Here is a 17,802-nt window from a genome sequence, read left to right on the forward strand (position 1 = left end):
AGCGCGCCCTCGCGCCGGTGGTCACGACAGCCGTGCTGGCGTGATCCGCAGCGGGCATCGAAGTAAAAATCGTATCGAGGCGTGAACGATCCTCGCGAGTCCGGGAACAGAGTTACGAAATCGAGCGGCGCTCTCCCATGAGACGCAGCGAGGCCCGGCGGCGCGAGCCGCAGGCGCGCAAGCGGTGAGCCGAGGGCGCCAAGCAACCGAACAGGAGCTGAACATGAATTCCATGCACCATCGTTTGACCTCTCCGAGGACTCGTGTCGCCGGCGCCGCTGAGAGGCGCTTGCGCAATGTCTTCTCGGCGGCCCTGCTCTCGGCGCTGCTCGGCTCCTCGGCCCTGCTCGCGGGCTGCGACGACGACGAAGCCCCGGCGAACACCGACGCGACGAGCAGCGTGAGCGGCGGCGGCGAGGGCGGCAACGAGGGCGAGGGCGGCAACGAGGGCGAGAGCGGCAACGGGGGCGAGGGCGGCAACGGCGGCAACGGGGGCGACGGCGGCAATGGCGGTGATGACACCGCGCCGGGCGAGTGCTCCGACGGCTCCACGAACGGCGCCAACACCGATCCTGACGACCTCGTGCAGCAGGTCATGGACAGCATGGTGAGCGACCGCAAGTACCCCGCCGTCCTGGCCGCCGTCGTTGACCCCGACGGGAATACCCATCACTACGCCGCCGGTGTCGCCGACCTGGAGACGCAGGCGAAGGTGCCCGTCGATGGGCTGGTGCGCTTCGGAAGCAACAGCAAGACCTTCACCGCCGTGGTCGTCCTGCAGCTCGTCGGCGAAGGCAAGGTCGACCTCGACGCGCCGGTCGAGACGTACCTGCCAGACCTGGTGCGCGGCGAGGGCATCGACGGCCGCGAGATCACGGTCCGGCAGCTGCTGCAGCACACGAGCGGGCTGCCCGACTACGACGATGTGCTCCTGGCCGAGGGCGTCTTCAAGATCCAGCACACCTACTTCGACCCCTACACCCTGCTCGACATGGGGCTGTCGCAGCCGGGGAAGGCCCCCGGCTCCGAATGGGCGTACAGCAACACCAACTACGTCCTCGCCGGCTTGATCGTCGAGAAGGTCACCGGCCGCCCGCTCAACGAGGAGATCACGCGCCGGATCATCGACCGCATCGGGCTGCGCGACACCTATCTTCCCGACGTCGGGGAGCAGGACATCCGGGGATGCCATGTGAAGGGCTATCACACGGACGTGCCTCGTGAGCCGCTGCAGGACGTCACCGAGCTGGACACGTCCTGGGGATGGGCCGCCGGACAGGTGATCGGGACCCCGAGCGACCTCAACCGCTTCTTCGCCGCCCTCTTCGGCGGCGAGCTGCTCGAGCCGGCAGAGCTCGAGGCGCTGCGCACCACCGTCGACGCCCCCGGCATGTGGCCCGGCGCCCAGTACGGGCTCGGCGTGGTCAGCACCCCGCTGAGCTGCGGCGGCGTCGTCTGGGGCCACGGCGGCGACATCCCCGGCTACCACACCCGCGGCGGCGTCACCGACGACGGCCGCGCCGTCACCGTCGCCGTCACGGTGCTGCCGTACTTCCTGTATGGCGAAGAGGGCGCCGAGGAGGCCTACCTGGAGATCCTCGACCTCGTCGACACCGCCCTGTGCGAGTGAGCCCGCGCCCGCGCCGCCGGCGCGGGCGGCGCACCCGGTCCTCCGCCGGCGCTCAGCCCTGCTTGCGCGGCGCCTTGAGCGAGAGCTTGAGCAGCACGTCGTCGCGGATCAGGTCGTCCTGCTTGCCCGGATAGACGATCCCGAAATCCTTCCGGTTGATCACGAACTCGGCGTTCCCCGACACGGCGTCGGCGCCCTCGGTGATGGTCGCGGGGAAGGTGATGGTCTTCTTCACCCCGTGCAGATCGAGCTCGCCGGTGACGGTGTGCGTCGCGCCGTTGTCCCCGCCGGCCTTGATCTCGGTCGAGGTGAAGCTCGCCTTCGGGAACTTCTCGACGTCGAAGAAATCCGCCGACTTGAGGTGGCCGTCGAGCTTCTCCGCGTCGGTCTTCACCGACGCGGTGTCGGCCTCGATGCTGAGCTTGCCGCCCGCGGCCTTGCCGCCGGCGAGCGTGATCGAGCCCGAGATCTTCTCGAACTTGCCCTCGTGCTTGCCGGTGACCTTCGAGCCGACGAAGCCGATGGTCGACGCGGCCGCGTCGATGGGGAACGTCTCGGCGGCGCCGGTGGGCGCGGCCGCCTGCGTCTGCGCCGGCGCGGCGGACGAGACGGTCGCCTTGGGCTTGTCCTTCGTCGGATCCTCGCAGCCCGCGAGCGAGAGCAGGAGAGCGGCGGGGAGCGCGAGGCGAACGATGCGGGTCGTGATCATGAGAGACATTCTCCTTATCGGTCATCCAAACTGCACAGAACGCTTGGTGAACGAGCCGTAGGTGAGCCCCGTGATGGGGAACGCCGCCGCCTCGCTCACGTCGATCGACGCCCCGAGGGCGGCGACGACCGGTACGAAATGCTCGTGCGTCGGGAGCGCCATCTTCACGCCCGGCGCTCGCCTGCGGTAATCGAGCAGCGCGTCCACGTCCCGGCGCCCGAGGACCTCGGCGCACCAGGCATCGAACTCCGTGGCCCAGGGCTGCGCGACCGCATCACCGCGCCAGTCTGCCGCGCGCAGGTTATGCGTCAAGAAACCGCTGCCGATCAGCAGCACCCCCTCATCGCGCAGCGGCGCGAGCGCTCGGCCCATCTCGAGGAGAGGGGCTGGAGAAAGCGTCGGTAACGAGATCTGGAGCACGGGTATCTCCGCGTCCGGGTACATGCAGACGAGCGGCACATAGGCCCCGTGATCGAGGCCCCGGCGCGGATCCTCGGCGACCGGCCCGAGGCGGCCGAGCAGCTCCCGGACGCGCCGGGCGAGCGCGGGGGCGCCAGGCGCGGGGTACGTCACGCGGTAATACTTCTCGGGGAAGTTGTAGAAGTCATAGACGAGGGGCACGGTCTCGGTGGCGCCGACGGTGACCGGCGCGTCGACCCAGTGGGCCGAGAGCATCAAGATCGCCTTGGGGCGCGGCATCGCCTGCGCCCAGGCGCGGAGCTCGGCCACCCACGCGCGATCGTCGAGCAGGAACGGAGAGCCGTGCGCGAGGAAGAGGGCCGGCATGCGCCCCGCGTGGGCCTTGTCATGGGTCTCGGACATGGAACCTCCCTCGGTCGCGATCGACGTCGCGCCGGTAGTCGAAGCCGAACTCGAGGTCGTCGGCGTCGAGCGCCCGCAGGCGCCCGCCATGGGCGCGGCCCCGCCCGCGGCGAGGAGGAGCTTCAACGCGGCCCGGCGATCCATGAGCGAACCCTAGGACGTTTCCGAGAATGGTACAATGCCCCCACAATGAAACGCCAGGTTGTCAAAAAGGAAACCATCGACGCAGATTTGCTCGATCTGCGGGCCTTTTGCCTGGTCGTGGATCTCGGGTCGATCACGGCGGCCGCGAGGACGCTGGGGGAGACCAAGGGCAGCGTCAGCCGCCGCATCACCCGCCTGGAGCACGCGCTCGGCGTGGAGCTGCTCCGGCGCAGCCCGCGGCGCGTGCAGGCCACGGAGGACGGCCTCGCCTACCGGATGCGGGTGGGCCGGGCGCTCGAGCTCCTGGAGGACGCGAACGCGGCGCTGCAGCAGGCGCGCGCCAAGCCGAGCGGGCACCTCCGGGTGACCGCGCCGTTCGACCTCGGGCTGAGCCTGCTGGCGCCGCTCTCCGCGGGCTTCGCGGAGCGCTACCCGGAGATCTCGGTGGAGATGCTCCTCACCGAGGCGCTCCTCGACTTCGACGCCCACCAGATCGACGTGGCCCTGCGCGCGACCGCGAGCCTCCCGGACTCGTCGCTCATCGCCTACAGGCTGCAGCACATCGAGATGGGGCTGTTCGCGGCGCCGGCCTACCTCCGCAAGCACGGGCCCGTGCGCAGGCCCGAGGACCTCGCGGGGCACCGGCTGCTCCTGGCCCAGACCACCCGCGGGCACGCGACGATCGCGCTGCAGCCGCGCGACGGCGGCGATCGCGCCGAGCTCCGGGTGCGCGCGGCGATCGCGGCGTCCGACTACTCCTTCTGCCGCGAGGTCGCGCTGGCCGGGGCCGGGATCGCGCTCGTCCCCGCGGTCAACGTGCGGAGCGATCTCGACGCGAAGCGGCTCGTGCCCGTGCTCAAGGATCACGCGATCGACGGCGCTGCTCCCCTCTACCTCGTGCACCCGGGGACGCGCTTCCTGCCGTCGAAGATCCGCGCCTTCCGCGACTACCTGCTCGACGCGTTCGGCGTCCAGGGGCGGCGCGAGGCCTCCGCCGCGCGATAGCGGGCTCGTCCGTCGCCGCTCCCGGCCGCGTTTCCCGGTCGGACCGGACCCAGGCCGCGTCTCCCGATCGGACGGACGCCGGCCGTGCTCGCGCCCGAGCAGCGGATCACCACCGGCTGCTTCTGGGGAAGCAACGCGCCCGCAGCCCCGCCGCCGGGCGCCGCGCGGCGGTGGGCGCGGGCCCAGGGACCGCCGCCGCCAGGGGGCGAGTCGCAGGACGGCATGGGTGTTGCTGTTCTGTCGCCGCGCGGCGCTCCCGCGGAGGGGTCGCATCCACCGCCTTCACCGCAGCTCCTCTCAGCGTCTCTCACGGAACCCCCTCCGGCGCCGGCTCGGCGGCGGGGCGGCGCCCGGACGCCGGAGGAGCGGCCCCGCTTCCAGCCGCGCACCGAGGTCCATCTGCGCACGTTCATCGACAGGAAACGCTTTCTTCTGGTGCTCGCGGCGCTGCTCGCCCTGCCCGGGTGCAAGCGCGAGGGCGAGGCGAGCGCCGGCGCCCGGCTCGCCCTGGACGCCGCGATCCCGGCCGAGTTCCCGCGGGAGACGCGGCTCAGCATCGGTGATCCGACCGTGCAGAAGCAACTCCAGCTCTCGGGCGACATCGACCGGCTTCCGTTCCGCGTCGACTGGCAGAACATCAGCGGTGGACCGCAGACCGTGGAGGCGTTCCGCGCCGGCGCCCTCGACGCGGGCGCGGTCGGCGACACGCCGCCCATCCACGCCACCTTCACCGGGCTCGACGTGAAGATCATCACGGTGCAGGTCCGGGAAAAGCCCATCTACGAGCTGGCCACGGCGCCGGGCGTGCGGCTCGCGTCGATCCAGGATCTCCGCGGCAAGAAGATCGCGTATTCGCCGGGGCAGGCGCAGGGCGCGCTCGTCCAGCGCGTCCTCAACAAGGCCGGGCTGTCGCCGCAGGACGTCACGCTCGTCCAGCTGAGCAGCAGCGAGTTCAAGGAGGCGCTCACCAGCCGCCAGGTCGACGTCGCGCCGCTGTCCGGCATCATCCTCCTGCGCTACCTGAACGAGTACCGCGCCGAGGGCGCCTCGTCGATCCCGCACGGGGTCCGCGACAACCTCAGCTTCTTCTACGTGCGCAGGGCCGTGCTGGAGAACGCCGACAAGGCGGCCGCGCTGGCCGAGTACGCCAAGTGGCGGACCCGGGCGCAGCTGTGGGCGTACGAGCACCCGGAGGCGTGGATCGAGGCCTATTACGTCAAGGATCAGGGCCTGACGGCCAGGGAAGGGCGCTTCCTCATCGAGTCCGCCGGCAAACCGCACTATCCGGCCGACTGGACCGAGGCGATCGCGCTGACCCAGGAGACCGTCGATCTGCTCGCCGAGGCCTCTGGCCAGAAGCGCTTCGAGGCCAGGACGATCTTCGACCTTCGCTTCCAGACGATCGGGGCGGAGGTGGCCGGCGCCGCCCAGGGCGCCGGACCGACGGACCGGCCGGCGACGGCCGGGAGGAGCACGCCATGACCACCGCACTCCCCACGAGGGCCTCATCGCCGCGCCTCGTCAGCATCCCGGATCTCACCGCGACGGCCGAGATCTCCTCGCCGCAGCTCGGCGCGAGCGCGCCGCCGGCCCGCGGCCCGTCCGCCGTCCGCCGCTCGCCGCGCCGGCTCGGCCCTGGCCGCCGCATCCCGTACGGCCTGGCGCTCGGCCCGGCGCTGCTGATCGCCGTCTGGGCCGCCGCGTCGGCGACCGGCGCGCTCGACGCGCGCGTGCTCTCCGCGCCGTGGACCGTGGTGAGCACGGCGCGCGACCTGATCGCCGACGGGCGGCTCCTGTCGAACCTGCTCACGTCGGCGCAGCGCGCGTTCCTGGGGCTCGCCCTCGGGGTCGGCCTCGGTACGGTCCTGGCGTTGCTCTCCGGGCTGACCCGCGTCGGCGAGGCGCTCGTGGACGGGCCGGTGCAGATCAAGCGCGCGATACCGACGCTCGCGCTGATTCCGCTGCTGATCCTGTGGTTCGGCATCGGCGAGCAGATGAAGGTGCTCACCATCGCCCTCGGCGTGGTCATCCCGGTCTACGTGCACACCCACGCCGCGCTGCGCACCATCGACGCGCGCTACGTGGAGCTGGCCGAGACGGTCCGCCTGACGCGGTGGCAGTTCATCCGGAAGGTGGCCTTGCCGGGGGCGATGCCGGGCTTCCTCATGGGCCTCCGGCTGGCGGTCACCGGCGCGTGGCTGGCGCTCGTCGTGGTCGAGCAGATCAACGCCACGAGCGGCATCGGTCACATGATGTCGCTGGCCCGCTCTTACGGCCAGACGGAGATCATCCTCCTCGGGCTCGTCGTGTATGGGCTGTTCGGCCTGGCCTCCGACTCGGCCGTGCGGCTCATCGAGAGAAGGACCCTGTCATGGCGTCGCATCCTGGCCGGCTGACCGCGCCGCCGCCTACGGTGCGGATCCGCAACCTGGTTCGCCGCTTCGGCGCCCGCACGGTCCTCGACGGCATCGATCTCGAGATCCAGCGGGGCGAGTTCGTCGCGCTGCTCGGCCGGAGCGGCTCCGGCAAGAGCACGCTGCTGCGGGCGATCGCCGAGCTCGATTTGGAAGTGACCGGCACGGGCGAGCTGCACGTGCCGGAGAATCGAGCGGTCGTGTTCCAGGACACGCGGCTCTTGCCGTGGGCGCGGGTGCTCGACAACGTGATCCTGGGGCTCGACGTGCCGTCGGCGCGGGCGCGCGGGGAGGCGGCGCTCGCGGAGGTCGGGCTCGCGGGGCGGGAGCGCGCGTGGCCTGTCGAGCTGTCCGGCGGCGAGCAGCAGCGGGTGGCGCTGGCGCGGTCGCTGGTGCGCGACCCGGAGCTCGTGCTGGCCGACGAGCCGTTCGGCGCGCTCGACGCCCTGACCCGGATGCGCATGCACGATCTGCTGCGCGAGCTGTGCGCGCGGCACCGGCCGGCCGTGCTGCTGGTCACCCACGACGTCGACGAGGCGATCGCGCTCGCCGACCGGGTGCTGGTGCTCGAAGGCGGCCGCATCGCCGAGGAGCAGCGCATCGATCTGCCGGCCCCGCGCCCGCTCCGCGATCCCCGCTTCCTCGCGTACCGCGAGTCGCTGCTGGCCGCGCTCGGTGTGGCGCCGGCCGCGGCCTCGACCGAAGACACCGATTCGAGCTCTGAACTGGAAGGGAGTGCCCCGTGACCCATCGGCCCGGACGACTGCATCTCAACGCGTTTCTCATGAGCGTAGGCCACCACGAGGCCTCGTGGCGCTTGCCGGAGAGCGATCCGTTCGCGAACACGAACATCGAGCATTTCAAGAACCTGGCCCGCATCGCGGAGCGGGGGAAGCTCGACTCGCTGTTCCTCGCCGACAGCCCGGTCCTCTGGAACAACGTCGGCCGCAGGCCGGCCGGGACGCTCGAGCCGACGGTGCTGCTCGCGGCGCTCGCGGGCGTGACCGAGCACATCGGGCTGATCGCCACCGCCTCGACCACGTACAACGAGCCGTTCAACCTGGCCCGGAGGTTCGCGTCGCTGGATCACATCAGCGGGGGGCGCGCCGGGTGGAACATCGTCACGACCGCGGGCGTGGATGCGGCGCGCAACTTCAATCTGGACGAGCTGCCGGCGCACAGCGACCGTTATGCCCGGGCGGCGGAGTTCATCGATGTGTCGTTGAAGCTGTGGGACAGCTGGGACGACGACGCGCCGCTCGGCGACAAGGAGAACGGCGTCTGGGGCGACGACCGGAAGATCCATCCGCCGCGGCACGTGGGCAAGTACTTCAAGGTCGAGGGGGCGCTCAACGTGCCACGGCCGCCGCAAGGATATCCGTTGCTGGTGCAGGCCGGATCGTCGGAGGACGGCAAGGAGCTGGCGGCGCGGTACGCCGAGGCGGTGTTCACGGCGCAGCAGACGCTGGACGACGCGCAGCAGTTCTATACCGATCTGAAGGCGCGCGTGCGGGGGTTGGGGCGCGATCCGGAGTCGATCAAGATCTTGCCGGGGATCGTGCCGGTGATCGGGGCCACCGAGGCGGAGGCGCAGGCGCTCGACGCGGAGCTCGAGCGGCTCATCAAGCCGGAGTATGCGAAGCGGCAGCTCGCGCAGACGCTGCGCGTGAAGCCGGAGGAGCTCGATCTGGACGCCGAGCTGCCGAGGGATCTGCCGAGCGAGGATCAGATCGAGGGGGCCAAGAGCCGCTACACGCTGATCGTGAGCCTGGCGCGGCGGGAGCGGCTGACGGTGCGCCAGCTCATCGGCCGGCTGGGCGGCGGCCGGGGGCATCGGACGTTTGCCGGGACGCCGGAGCAGGTGGCGGACGCGATCCAGCACTGGTGGGAGCAGGGGGCGGCCGATGGGTTTAACGTGATGCCGCCGGTGCTGCCGTCGGGGCTCGCGGCGTTCGTGGAGCACGTGGTGCCGATCCTGCAGCGGCGCGGGCTGTTCAGGACGGAGTACGAGGGCAGGACGCTGCGCGAGAACTACGGGCTGCCGCGGCCGGCGAACCGCAACCACGGTCAAGAGCTGGTCGAGGCGGCGGAGTGAGCTGAGTTACGGTTGGCCGCAACCTGGGTTGGCGGGCGGAACGTCAACCCCAGTCGGGCGGGCGGGCGGAATCTCCGCCGGACCTCCGCCGGACCTCAACCTCGGTCGGGCGGCGGAACCTCAACCCCGGTCGGCGGAACCTCAACCCCGGAACCTCAACCCCGGTCGGGCGGCGGAAGCTCAACCCCGGTCGGGCCGGGGAACCTCAACCCCGGTCGGCGGAAGCTCAACCCCGGTCAGGCCGGGGAACCTCAACCCCGGTCGGGCCGGAACCTCAACCCCGGTCGGGCCGGAACCTCAACCCCGGTCGGTCGGCGGAACCTCAACCCCGGTCGGGCCGGAACCTCAACCCCGGTCGGCGATCGGACTCGCAACCCCGGTCGGGTGAGCAGCTGCCGGCGAGCCGCTCAAGCGAGCCATAAGTAAATTAAAATACAAAATGCCCAATCCCGAGCGGGTCAGCGCAACCTGGGTCGGAAGAATGCGGCAGGGTCGGAAGAATGCGGCATCCCGGGAGCTCAACCCCGGTCGGGTATGCCCCGTTAGATCAGCCACAACTGCGCGATTTTATTGTCAAATCCGGAGGAGTCGAGCGCCGGTTCATGTAGCCTGCGTCCGACATGCGCATTCTTTTTGCTACATGGTTTGCTGTCACCCTGTCCGCCTTGGCGGCTGCCGCGTGTGGAGACGACGACGGCAGCGGCCGGCCGTCCGAGGGCAGTGGCGGTGATGGCGGTGCAGCTGGCGCGGGCGGTGGCACCGGCAGCGCGGGCTCTCAGGGGGAGGGCGGCACCGGCGACGGCACCGGCGGCACCGGCGGCACCGGCGGCACCGGCGGCCCCACCGGCCCCACCGGCACCGGCGGCCCCACCGGCCCCACCGGCCCCACCGCCTCGCGCGACCTCCTCGATCAGCTCCACGCCCTCGACGGCCTCACCGCCGTCGAGCACGACTCGACCCTCCCGGGCTACCGCTACTTCGTCCTGGAGCTCGACCAGCCCGCCGACCACGACCACCCCGACGCCGCGCGGTTCCAGCAGCGCCTCCTCCTGCACCACCGCGATCCCGCCGCCCCCGTCGTCCTCGTCACCGAGGGTTACAACCTCTACCCCGACGCGCAGTGGCTCGACGAGCCCGCCGAGCTGCTCGCCGCCAACCAGATCCGCGTCGAGCACCGCTTCTTCACCCCCTCTCGCCCCGCGCCCGCGGACTGGTCGCTGCTCACCATCGAGCAGGCCGCCGCCGACCTCCACCGCGTCATCGCGTCGCTCCGCCCGCTCTACGAGGGCCGCTGGATCTCCACCGGCGCCAGCAAAAGCGGCATGACCGCGATCTACCATCGCCGCTTCTACCCCGCCGACGTCGACGGCACCGTCGCGTACGTGGCCCCGCACAGCGCCGGCGTCTCCGACCCGCGCTACCTCGACTTCGTGGCAGAGCGCGGCGACCCCGCATGCCGGCAGGCCCTCCAGCACTTCCAGCGCGAGGTGCTGCTGCGCCGCCCCGCCATGCTCGACCTCATGGAAGCCGAGGCCGCCGAGCTCGGCGTCACCTATGACCTCCTCGGCATCGACAGGGCCCTGGACATCGCCGTCATCGAGTCCGTCTTCTCCCTCTGGCAATACAAGGACTCGAGCTTCTGCGCCCGCGTCCCCACCTCCGCCTCGGACGACGCCGCCGTCTGGGCCTTCCTCGACGAGGCGAACGCCCCCCGCCTCTGGTCCGACCCCTACCTCTTCGCCATGGAGCCGTACTACTGGCAAGCCGCAGCAGAGCTGGGCTATCCGAGCTTCGCGGAGGAGCACATCGCCGATCTGCTCCTCTACCCCGGCGCGAACGTGCCCACCTCGTTCGTCGAGGCCGGGCCCGGCAAGACCCCGCTCTTCGATCCCAGGGCGATGCAGGACATCTCCGCCTGGCTCACCACCGAGGGCGAACGGCTGCTGTTCATCTACGGCGAGAACGATCCGTACACCGCCGCCGCCTTCGACATCGGCGCCGCCCGCGACTCCCACCGTTTCATCGCGCCTGGCGGCACCCACGGCGCCGTCATCCTCTCGCTCGCGCCGGCCGACCAGGCGCTCGCCCTCGGCGCGCTCGAATCCTGGACGGGCGTCGCGCCGACCCACCGCGACCCGTCGGCGCTGCGGCCCCTGCTCCGAGGCCGTCGCTGGATGACGCGCGACTAGAGAGCGCTGCGTCGCCCAACGACAAGACCTCTCCCATCGCTCCTCCCACGGCGTCATCCACGCGCCGCCGACGCCGCCGCGCACCGCGCCGCGTAGGCGGCGGGCGTGAACCCGACCTGCGCCTTGAAATCGCGGATCAAGTGCGCCTGATCGTGATACCCGAGCTCGGTCGCGAGCGCCGCCCACGCCACCGACGCCCCCGACGCCACGCGCTCCGCGGCCTCCTGGACCCGGGATCGCCGGATGATCCATTTGGGCCCGACCCCGATGTACCGCTCGAACGCGCGGTGCAGCGTGCGGACCGAGACCCCCGCGATCCGCGCGAGATCCTCGGCGCGGTGGACGTCGCGATCCCCTTGCGCGCGCGCGGCGAGCGTCATGGCCTCGTCGAGCCCCGGATCCGAAGGACCCCTGTGCGCCCGGAGGAGCGCCTCGATCGCCCGGACCCCGAGGAGGTCGTCCGGTTGATCGAGCACCTCGCGCTCCAGCGCGTTCGCCGCGTCACCGAACACCTCCGCGAGCGGGACGGCCCGATCGACCAGCCGGCGCATCGGACAGCGCGCGAACGGGAAGAAGCCCCCCGGCTTGAACTTCGTGGCCACGACGCGCCCCGTCCCCTCGAGCCGGGAGACCTCGCGCCGCGTCCCGAGCCCGTTCACGATCGACCCGTTCACCTGGATCGCCAGGTTGACGCAGGGGTGCGGCAGGATCTCCTGCTCGAACGGCGCGGGGAGCGACCACCGGACGACCCAGTGCCAGTCGACGAGCGCGGCCAGATCGGGCGCGGGCGCGTGGCGGCGCAGCTCGAAGCGCCTGAACCCCGCCGCGGGGTTCAGGATGCCGAGGGTGCGGCCTCCGGGGGGGATGCTCGAGCTCATCGCGTGGCGCTCTTTTACAATACGGGGCCCATCCCGGGCAGTAGGGTCCGGCCCGGAGGCACGACATGGCTGATTCGACCACGCCCACGCGGGGGAACCTCGTCTTCTATCATTCACCGCACACGCGCGCGTCAGGCACGCGCATCCTCCTCGACGAGCTCGGCGCGCCGCACGAGCTGCGCGTCCTCAACATGAAGGCCGGCGAACAGCGCAAGGCGCCCTACCTCGCGGTGAACCCGCTCGGGAAGGTCCCCGCCATCGTGCACGACGGCGCGCTCGTCACCGAGCAGGTCGCGATCTTCATCTACCTCGCCGACCTCTTCCCGGAAGCGGGCCTTGCCCCGGCCCCCCGCGATCCGCAGCGAGGCCCCTACCTCCGCTGGCTCGTCTACTACGGGTCTTGCTTCGAGCCGGCCATGACCGATCGCGCGATGAAGCGCGAGCCCGCGCCGCCGGCCATCTCGCCTTATGGCGACTACGACACGATGTTCGGCACGCTCGTGGAGGCGCTCCGACAGGGCCCCTACCTGCTCGGCGAGCGGTTCTCCGCGGCCGACATCCTCTGGGGTGGGGCGCTCCGGTGGATGACGCAGTTCAAGCTCATCCCCGAGCTGCCGGAGATCGCCGCCTACGTCGCCCGGATCTGCAGCCGGCCGTCGTTCGCGCGGGTCACGGCCGACGACGCGCAGCTCGCCGCGGCGCACGAGGCGGCGGTCGCGGCGGCGGCGCAAGCGAGCTGACCCGCCGGCGGTCGGCGCCGGCGCGCCGGCGCACAGCGCGCGAGCGAGCCTCGCCGCCCAGCTCGTCCGCGTCGGGACGAGCGCGAGCCATGCGGCGCTGGGCGCGATCCGGTCCCCACATCGGCATTGCCCGCCCCTTGCCTTCGTGATGAGCTGGGCGGCATGGTCGCTTCGAAGCTTGTTGCGGTCCTCTCCACATGCACCCTCGCGCTGGCGGCCTCCATGACCGGAGGCTGCACCGCTTCAGACGCCGCGGAGCCCGACGCGGACGACTGTTCGACGCCGGGACAGAACCAGTTCCTCTTCGACCTGATGCGGGACGCCTACCTCTGGTACGACCGCGTGCCGGACCTCGATCCCCGGTCCTACCCCTCGCCCGAGGCGCTGCTCCGGGATCTCGTCGACCCGTCGCGGGACCGGTGGAGCTACATCTCGAGCAAGAGCGATTACGAGGCTTATTTCCGGGAGGGGCAGACCCTCGGGCTCGGCTACCGGTGGAGCTTCGACCCGCAGGGCAGCCTCCGGCTCGCGCTGGTCCACCCCGCCTCGCCCGCCGGAGCGGCCGGCCTGCGGCGCGGCGACAGGGTGCTGGCGATCAACGGGATCGACGTCGAGCAGGTGGCGAACGACAACCTCTGGTCGGAGGTGACGGGCCCCGACGAGGAAGGACACGAGATCTCGCTGACGATCGAGCGCGCGGGCAAGGAGGTCTTCACCGTCGCCGTCCGGAAGGCGGTGCACGGCGTCACCACGGTGATGAGCCCGCGGATCCTGCAGGCGGGGTCCGCGACGGTGGGTTACCTCATGCTCACCACGTTCATCGAGCCCACCGCGAAAGAGCTCGACGACGCCTTCGCGATGTTCCGGGCCAACCACATCGACGAGCTCGTCCTCGATCTGCGCTACAACGGCGGCGGGCGCCTCGCCGTCGAGCGGCATCTCGCGAGCCTGATCCACCGGCCCGCGGACAAAGGCGCGCTGCTCGACATCACCGCGCACAACGACAGGCACGTCACGTGGGACAAGCGGGCTTCGTTCGAGGACCTCGACCAGCCGGCGCTCTCCCTGTCCCGGCTGGTCGTCATCACCACCGGCGGCACGGCCTCCGCGAGCGAGACGCTGATCAACAGCCTGCGCGCCTACATCGACGTCAAGATCGTCGGCTCGACGACGCACGGCAAGCCCGTCGGTATGCACGGGTGGGACTATTGCGACAAGATCGTGCACCCGATCTCGTTCCGGGTGCTCAACGCGAAGCAAGAGGGCGACTTCTACGACGGCTTCGCCCCCGACTGCCCCGTCACCGACACGCTCGAGGCGGAGCTCGGCGACGAGGACGAGGCTTGCCTCGCAGAGGCCCTCCACCTGCTGCAGCACGGCGCTTGCTCCACCCCGGCGCAGCCGGCCGAGGCAAGCGAACGGCGCGCCGCCCCGCCGCCGGAGATCCCCTGGGACGGCCTCCGGCGCGAGGTCGGCGCGCTCTGAGGCGATCTCGCCCTCACCGGATTCCCGCGCCCTCACCAGAATTCCCGCGCGCCGACCCAGGGCCCGTACGGCTGCCCCCGCCGGCGCCGCCCGCCCACGCAAAAGACGGCAGCGACCGGCTTGACACGCTGCGCGGCTTGGCGGACATTCCTCCGCCATAGCGGACATTTGGCCCGCGGCCAGGAGGGACTGTCATGAGCCTGCAACTCGGAAGCATCGCGCCCGACTTCGAGCAAGCGTCCACGCACGGGACCATCCGGTTCCACGAGTGGGCCGGGAATTCGTGGGTGATCCTGTTCTCGCACCCGAAGGACTTCACCCCGGTCTGCACGACTGAGCTCGGCGCGGTCGCCAACCTCAAGGCGGAGTTCGACAAGCGCGGCGTCAAGCCCATCGCCCTGAGCGTCGACGACGTCGACTCGCACAAGCGCTGGTCCGTCGATATCGAGGAGACGCAGCGCACGAAGCTGAACTACCCGATCCTCGCCGACGTGGACCGGAAGGTGTCCTCCCTGTACGGGATGATCCACCCGCAGGCGAACGACACGCTCACGGTCCGGTCGGTGTTCGTCATCGATCCGAACAAGAAGATCCGCGCGACGTTCACCTATCCCGCGAGCACCGGGCGCAACTTCGACGAGATCCTGCGCCTCATCGACTCGCTGCAGCTCACGGACAGCCACTCCGTGGCGACGCCCGCGAACTGGAAGGACGGCGATGACGTGGTGATCGTCCCCTCGCTCCAGGATCCCGAGGTCCTCAAGCAGAAGTTCCCCAAGGGCTACAACGCCGTTCGCCCGTACCTGCGCCTCACCCCGCAGCCGAACCGCTGAGGCGGCGCGGCGCGGCGAGCGCTGAGGACTGCATGCGATCCGCGACGCGGCCCCTCGCGGCGCTCGCCGTGACGCTCGCGGCGCTCGCCGTGACGCTCGCGGCGTGCTCGCGCGCGCCGGCGCGCGACACGCTCGGCGCGACCGGCGACGCCCCGAAGCCGGCGGCGTCGGCCGCCGGCCGCGGATGGCGGCTCGTGCACCACGAGACCTTCGATGCCCCCTTCCAGGAGCCGGCGGCGTGGACCGAGGACCCGTACGGCGACGCGAGCCCCTACCACGTCGACGTCTTCGACGACGACGGCGCGTTCTTCGCCGCGCGCGGCGGCGAGGCGTTCCGCGAGGGCCTGCGGAGGTTCCGCTCGTTCCGGAAGTCCTTCACGTACGGCGAGGGAGGCTGGCTCACGGTCGAGCTGTACGGCCGGGACAGCGACCGCGACGGCGTGCCCGAGACGGGCGGCCGCTTCGAGGCGGCCTCCGGCAAGGCGAGGCTCGTCTCGACCCGCCATTACGACGGCGCGATCCTCCGCTCGACCGCGCCCCTGCCGGCGCGGTACCGCGTCGAGGTGACGGTCTCCAACATCGACTTCGGCGGCCAGCGCGAGGGCAGCTGGACGCACGGCGGCAAGATCAACGGCTACGACGGGGACGAGGTGGCCGACCCGTGGCGGTTCACCGATCGGAGCGCGAAGCCGCTGTCCGCCACCTTCGGAAACGGCGTTTACTTTCTCTGCATCACCGATTACGCGCGGCCGGCGCCTCACAACAACGTCTTCATCCATCATCACCGGAAGGTCGTGATGGACACCGACAGCAACTTCGGCGACGACGGCCCCTGGTCGGAGATCTGGAACCCGGTGACCGGCCGCGCCGAGCCGGACGGCTCGCGGTATGTGAGCATGATCTGGCTCCGCGGCGACGCGTTCGGGAGCCCCTGGACGGGCAACGGGTTCACGTCGTACACGGCCGGCGGGTGGAAGGACGGCCCCGTCTTCGTGGACAAGTACCTCGACAAAGAGACCTATGTGTTCACCGTCGAGCGCGACGGTGATGGGTATGCGATGTCCGCGGCGGGCAGGTTCCACCACGGCGGCCTCACGACGTACGCGGCGCGGCGGGGGTTTCGCGAGCCGCCGGTGACGTGGCATTTCAACCAGCGCCCCGACGAGCTCGCGGGCCAGGTCCATAACGAGACAGTCGACTTCGGCGAGCCGTTCGAGACCTGGCCGGCGGGGTCGGCGTACCCGGATCACTTCTTCTTCGGCGACCCGCACATCAACTATTACGAGGGCACCGCCGAGTTCGACGACGTGAAGCTGTACCTGCCGGACGAGGGGTAGTGGCCGGTGCGCCCGGCCAGGGAACCCGAATTCTCGACACCTGAGGAGAAGACGCGGTGCAGACGAAACTTCGGCGCTCTCTCTCTGGCCTCGCCGAGAGAAGGAAGCTCCAGCTCGGGCCTCTCGAAGATCAGCGCTCGCTGGTGCTTTCTTGTGCGGCAGGCTGCGCGTCAGGCCCGTATCAGCCACCGCTGAATTCTGGTTGAAGCCGTTCACTCGCCTCGACGCAGATCCGACCGTGCTCCACGGGAACATGGGCCCGGCGTACCCGACGGTCGCGACGTACGCGAAAGATCCTCGGTTCGCCAGCCACACCCAGCTTGCGTACCGCCTTGTCTCCCCGGTCAGCCGGTCACCTCGCGGAGGAACCTCCGCACGTGCGTCAGCACCATCTTCACCTTCGGTATCTCGGCCAGCGCCTCCGGCACCGTCACCCGCACGGCCAGCTCGCGGCCCACGAGCGCCGGCAGGACCGTGACGAGCTCGTCGCCGGTGGGCTCATCGATCATCGCGTCCGGGATGAGCGCGATGCCCAGCCCGGCCAGGCAGCAGTGCCGGACGAGGTGGATGTCGGTCGCGAGCAAGGCCGGCTCCACCGGGAATTTCCCCCCGTTGCGGGTGGGCCACGCGGACGCGTCCTCGCCCGGCGCTCGCCAGGAGAGGAGCTCGTGGCGGGCGAGGTCGTCGATCGAGGCCGGCGTCCCCCGCCGCGCGAGGTATTCCTTGCTCGCGCACAGCCGCTCTTGAACGCGCAGGATCACGAGCGAGAGCCAGGGCCCTCGCGGCGCGCCCTCGCCGAAATGCACGGCGACGTCGACGTCGACGAGCGACTCGGAGAGCGGGTCGTTGCTGAACTCGTAAGAGAGGCGCAATCGCGGGTACGTGCTCCGGATCGAGGCGAAGATCGGCGCCATGAGGTGCGGCGGCAGGCCCACGGGCAGGACCAGGCGCAAGAGCCCCGAGGGCTCGCGCCCCATCTCGCGAATCGACGAGATCAGCGCGCTCGCCTCCTCGACCATCGCTTGCCCCCGGTCCGCCAGCGCGCGCCCCGCCTCGGTGAGCACGACGCCCTGCCGGCTGCTCTCCAGGAGGGGAACGCCGGAGCGCGCTTGCAGGGACTCCACGCGGCGCCGGAGCGTCGTGCGCGGCGTGCCGGTCACCTCGGCGGCGGCGTGAAACGAGCCTTGCTTGACGACGTGCAGGAAGGCTTGCAGCTCCTCGAGATCCATCGGGTCCCCTCGTCGGCCGGAACGCGGCCCACGGCGGGCCACCCGCGGTCATTGTACGCGTCCGACCGAACGCATCCCCGCCCACCGAGCGCTCCCCCGAGAGCTCGACGGCGGCATGGTTCGAGGTGAACCCTGGCCGTTCGGACGAGCTCCCGCGGGCCGTGGAGTCGAGGCCGCCTCTTCGACACACGGCTAAGTTCTTGATATAGCGCCAATTTTCCAGAAGGGCCGGACCGCCTTGAAGGAGGCTCTGCCAGCCCGAGGCGGGCTCCGCAGTTGGGGCTTGACGCCT

16 protein-coding genes are annotated in these 17,802 nt (G+C 70.8%); 12 read left to right on the forward strand and 4 right to left on the reverse strand.

Going from position 1 to position 17,802, the window contains the following annotated elements:
* The first annotated feature begins 223 nt into the window (after positions 1–223).
* Positions 224–1,630, forward strand: a complete 1,407-nt coding sequence (locus WMF33_RS01600) for a serine hydrolase domain-containing protein (RefSeq protein WP_437335488.1) — start codon at positions 224–226, stop codon at positions 1,628–1,630.
* A gap of 52 nt (positions 1,631–1,682) precedes the next feature.
* Here the strand turns inward: WMF33_RS01600 and WMF33_RS01605 are convergent, their stop codons facing one another.
* The gene (locus WMF33_RS01605) at positions 1,683–2,339 is read right to left on the reverse strand and encodes a YceI family protein (RefSeq protein ID WP_061626113.1); all 657 of its coding nucleotides are present in this window, start codon (positions 2,337–2,339) and stop codon (positions 1,683–1,685) included.
* 21 nt (positions 2,340–2,360) lie between these two features.
* Positions 2,361–3,161 carry a dioxygenase family protein gene (locus tag WMF33_RS01610; protein WP_437335489.1) on the reverse strand — a complete coding sequence of 267 codons (801 nt, stop codon included), beginning with the start codon at positions 3,159–3,161 and terminating at the stop codon, positions 2,361–2,363.
* Between WMF33_RS01610 and WMF33_RS01615 the strand changes: the two genes are divergently transcribed.
* The 7 genes from WMF33_RS01615 to WMF33_RS01645 all read left to right on the forward strand — a co-directional run bounded on the left by WMF33_RS01615 (position 3,160) and on the right by WMF33_RS01645 (position 11,008).
* On the forward strand, positions 3,160–3,318 hold the full coding sequence (locus tag WMF33_RS01615) for a hypothetical protein (protein ID WP_437335490.1): 159 nt from the start codon (positions 3,160–3,162) through the stop codon (positions 3,316–3,318). The two genes, WMF33_RS01610 and WMF33_RS01615, sit on opposite strands and share 2 nt — an antisense overlap.
* Positions 3,319–3,350: 32 nt before the next feature.
* A complete protein-coding gene (locus WMF33_RS01620) occupies positions 3,351–4,310 on the forward strand; it encodes a LysR family transcriptional regulator (protein WP_437335491.1) in 960 nt (319 codons plus the stop codon).
* A gap of 435 nt (positions 4,311–4,745) precedes the next feature.
* Complete coding sequence (locus WMF33_RS01625; RefSeq protein ID WP_437335492.1) at positions 4,746–5,792, forward strand: ABC transporter substrate-binding protein; 1,047 nt, start codon at positions 4,746–4,748, stop codon at positions 5,790–5,792.
* The gene (locus tag WMF33_RS01630) at positions 5,789–6,706 is read left to right on the forward strand and encodes an ABC transporter permease subunit (protein WP_437335493.1); all 918 of its coding nucleotides are present in this window, start codon (positions 5,789–5,791) and stop codon (positions 6,704–6,706) included. The genes WMF33_RS01625 and WMF33_RS01630 overlap by 4 nt, the downstream gene beginning before the upstream one ends.
* Complete coding sequence (locus tag WMF33_RS01635) at positions 6,682–7,470, forward strand: ABC transporter ATP-binding protein (RefSeq protein ID WP_437335494.1); 789 nt, start codon at positions 6,682–6,684, stop codon at positions 7,468–7,470. The genes WMF33_RS01630 and WMF33_RS01635 overlap by 25 nt, the downstream gene beginning before the upstream one ends.
* On the forward strand, positions 7,467–8,819 hold the full coding sequence (locus WMF33_RS01640) for an LLM class flavin-dependent oxidoreductase (protein WP_437335495.1): 1,353 nt from the start codon (positions 7,467–7,469) through the stop codon (positions 8,817–8,819). The genes WMF33_RS01635 and WMF33_RS01640 overlap by 4 nt, the downstream gene beginning before the upstream one ends.
* 665 nt (positions 8,820–9,484) lie before the next feature.
* Positions 9,485–11,008 (forward strand): S28 family serine protease, encoded by a 1,524-nt coding sequence (locus tag WMF33_RS01645; protein WP_437335496.1) that lies wholly within the window; start codon positions 9,485–9,487, stop codon positions 11,006–11,008.
* 53 nt (positions 11,009–11,061) lie between these two features.
* Here WMF33_RS01645 and WMF33_RS01650 read toward each other — a convergent pair whose 3' ends face one another.
* On the reverse strand, positions 11,062–11,886 hold the full coding sequence (locus WMF33_RS01650; protein ID WP_437335497.1) for an AraC family transcriptional regulator: 825 nt from the start codon (positions 11,884–11,886) through the stop codon (positions 11,062–11,064).
* A 65-nt stretch (positions 11,887–11,951) separates the two neighbouring features.
* Here WMF33_RS01650 and WMF33_RS01655 point away from each other — a divergent pair, with 65 nt between their 5' ends.
* From WMF33_RS01655 to WMF33_RS01670, 4 genes are all read left to right on the forward strand, one after another.
* Complete coding sequence (locus tag WMF33_RS01655; RefSeq protein WP_437335498.1) at positions 11,952–12,626, forward strand: glutathione S-transferase family protein; 675 nt, start codon at positions 11,952–11,954, stop codon at positions 12,624–12,626.
* Between the two features lie 162 nt (positions 12,627–12,788).
* A complete protein-coding gene (locus tag WMF33_RS01660) occupies positions 12,789–14,111 on the forward strand; it encodes a S41 family peptidase (RefSeq protein WP_437335499.1) in 1,323 nt (440 codons plus the stop codon).
* 194 nt (positions 14,112–14,305) lie between these two features.
* A complete protein-coding gene (locus tag WMF33_RS01665) occupies positions 14,306–14,944 on the forward strand; it encodes a peroxiredoxin (protein ID WP_061626120.1) in 639 nt (212 codons plus the stop codon).
* A 32-nt stretch (positions 14,945–14,976) separates the two neighbouring features.
* A complete protein-coding gene (locus WMF33_RS01670; RefSeq protein WP_437335500.1) occupies positions 14,977–16,281 on the forward strand; it encodes a hypothetical protein in 1,305 nt (434 codons plus the stop codon).
* Positions 16,282–16,625: 344 nt separating this feature from the next.
* Here the strand turns inward: WMF33_RS01670 and WMF33_RS01675 are convergent, their stop codons facing one another.
* Positions 16,626–17,510 carry a LysR family transcriptional regulator gene (locus tag WMF33_RS01675; RefSeq protein WP_437335501.1) on the reverse strand — a complete coding sequence of 295 codons (885 nt, stop codon included), beginning with the start codon at positions 17,508–17,510 and terminating at the stop codon, positions 16,626–16,628.
* Between the last annotated feature and the right edge of the window lie 292 nt (positions 17,511–17,802).

Origin of the sequence: Sorangium sp. So ce394 (assembly GCF_051474665.1) — a bacterium.
Classification (GTDB): Bacteria; Myxococcota_A; Polyangia; order Polyangiales; family Polyangiaceae; genus Sorangium; species Sorangium cellulosum_D.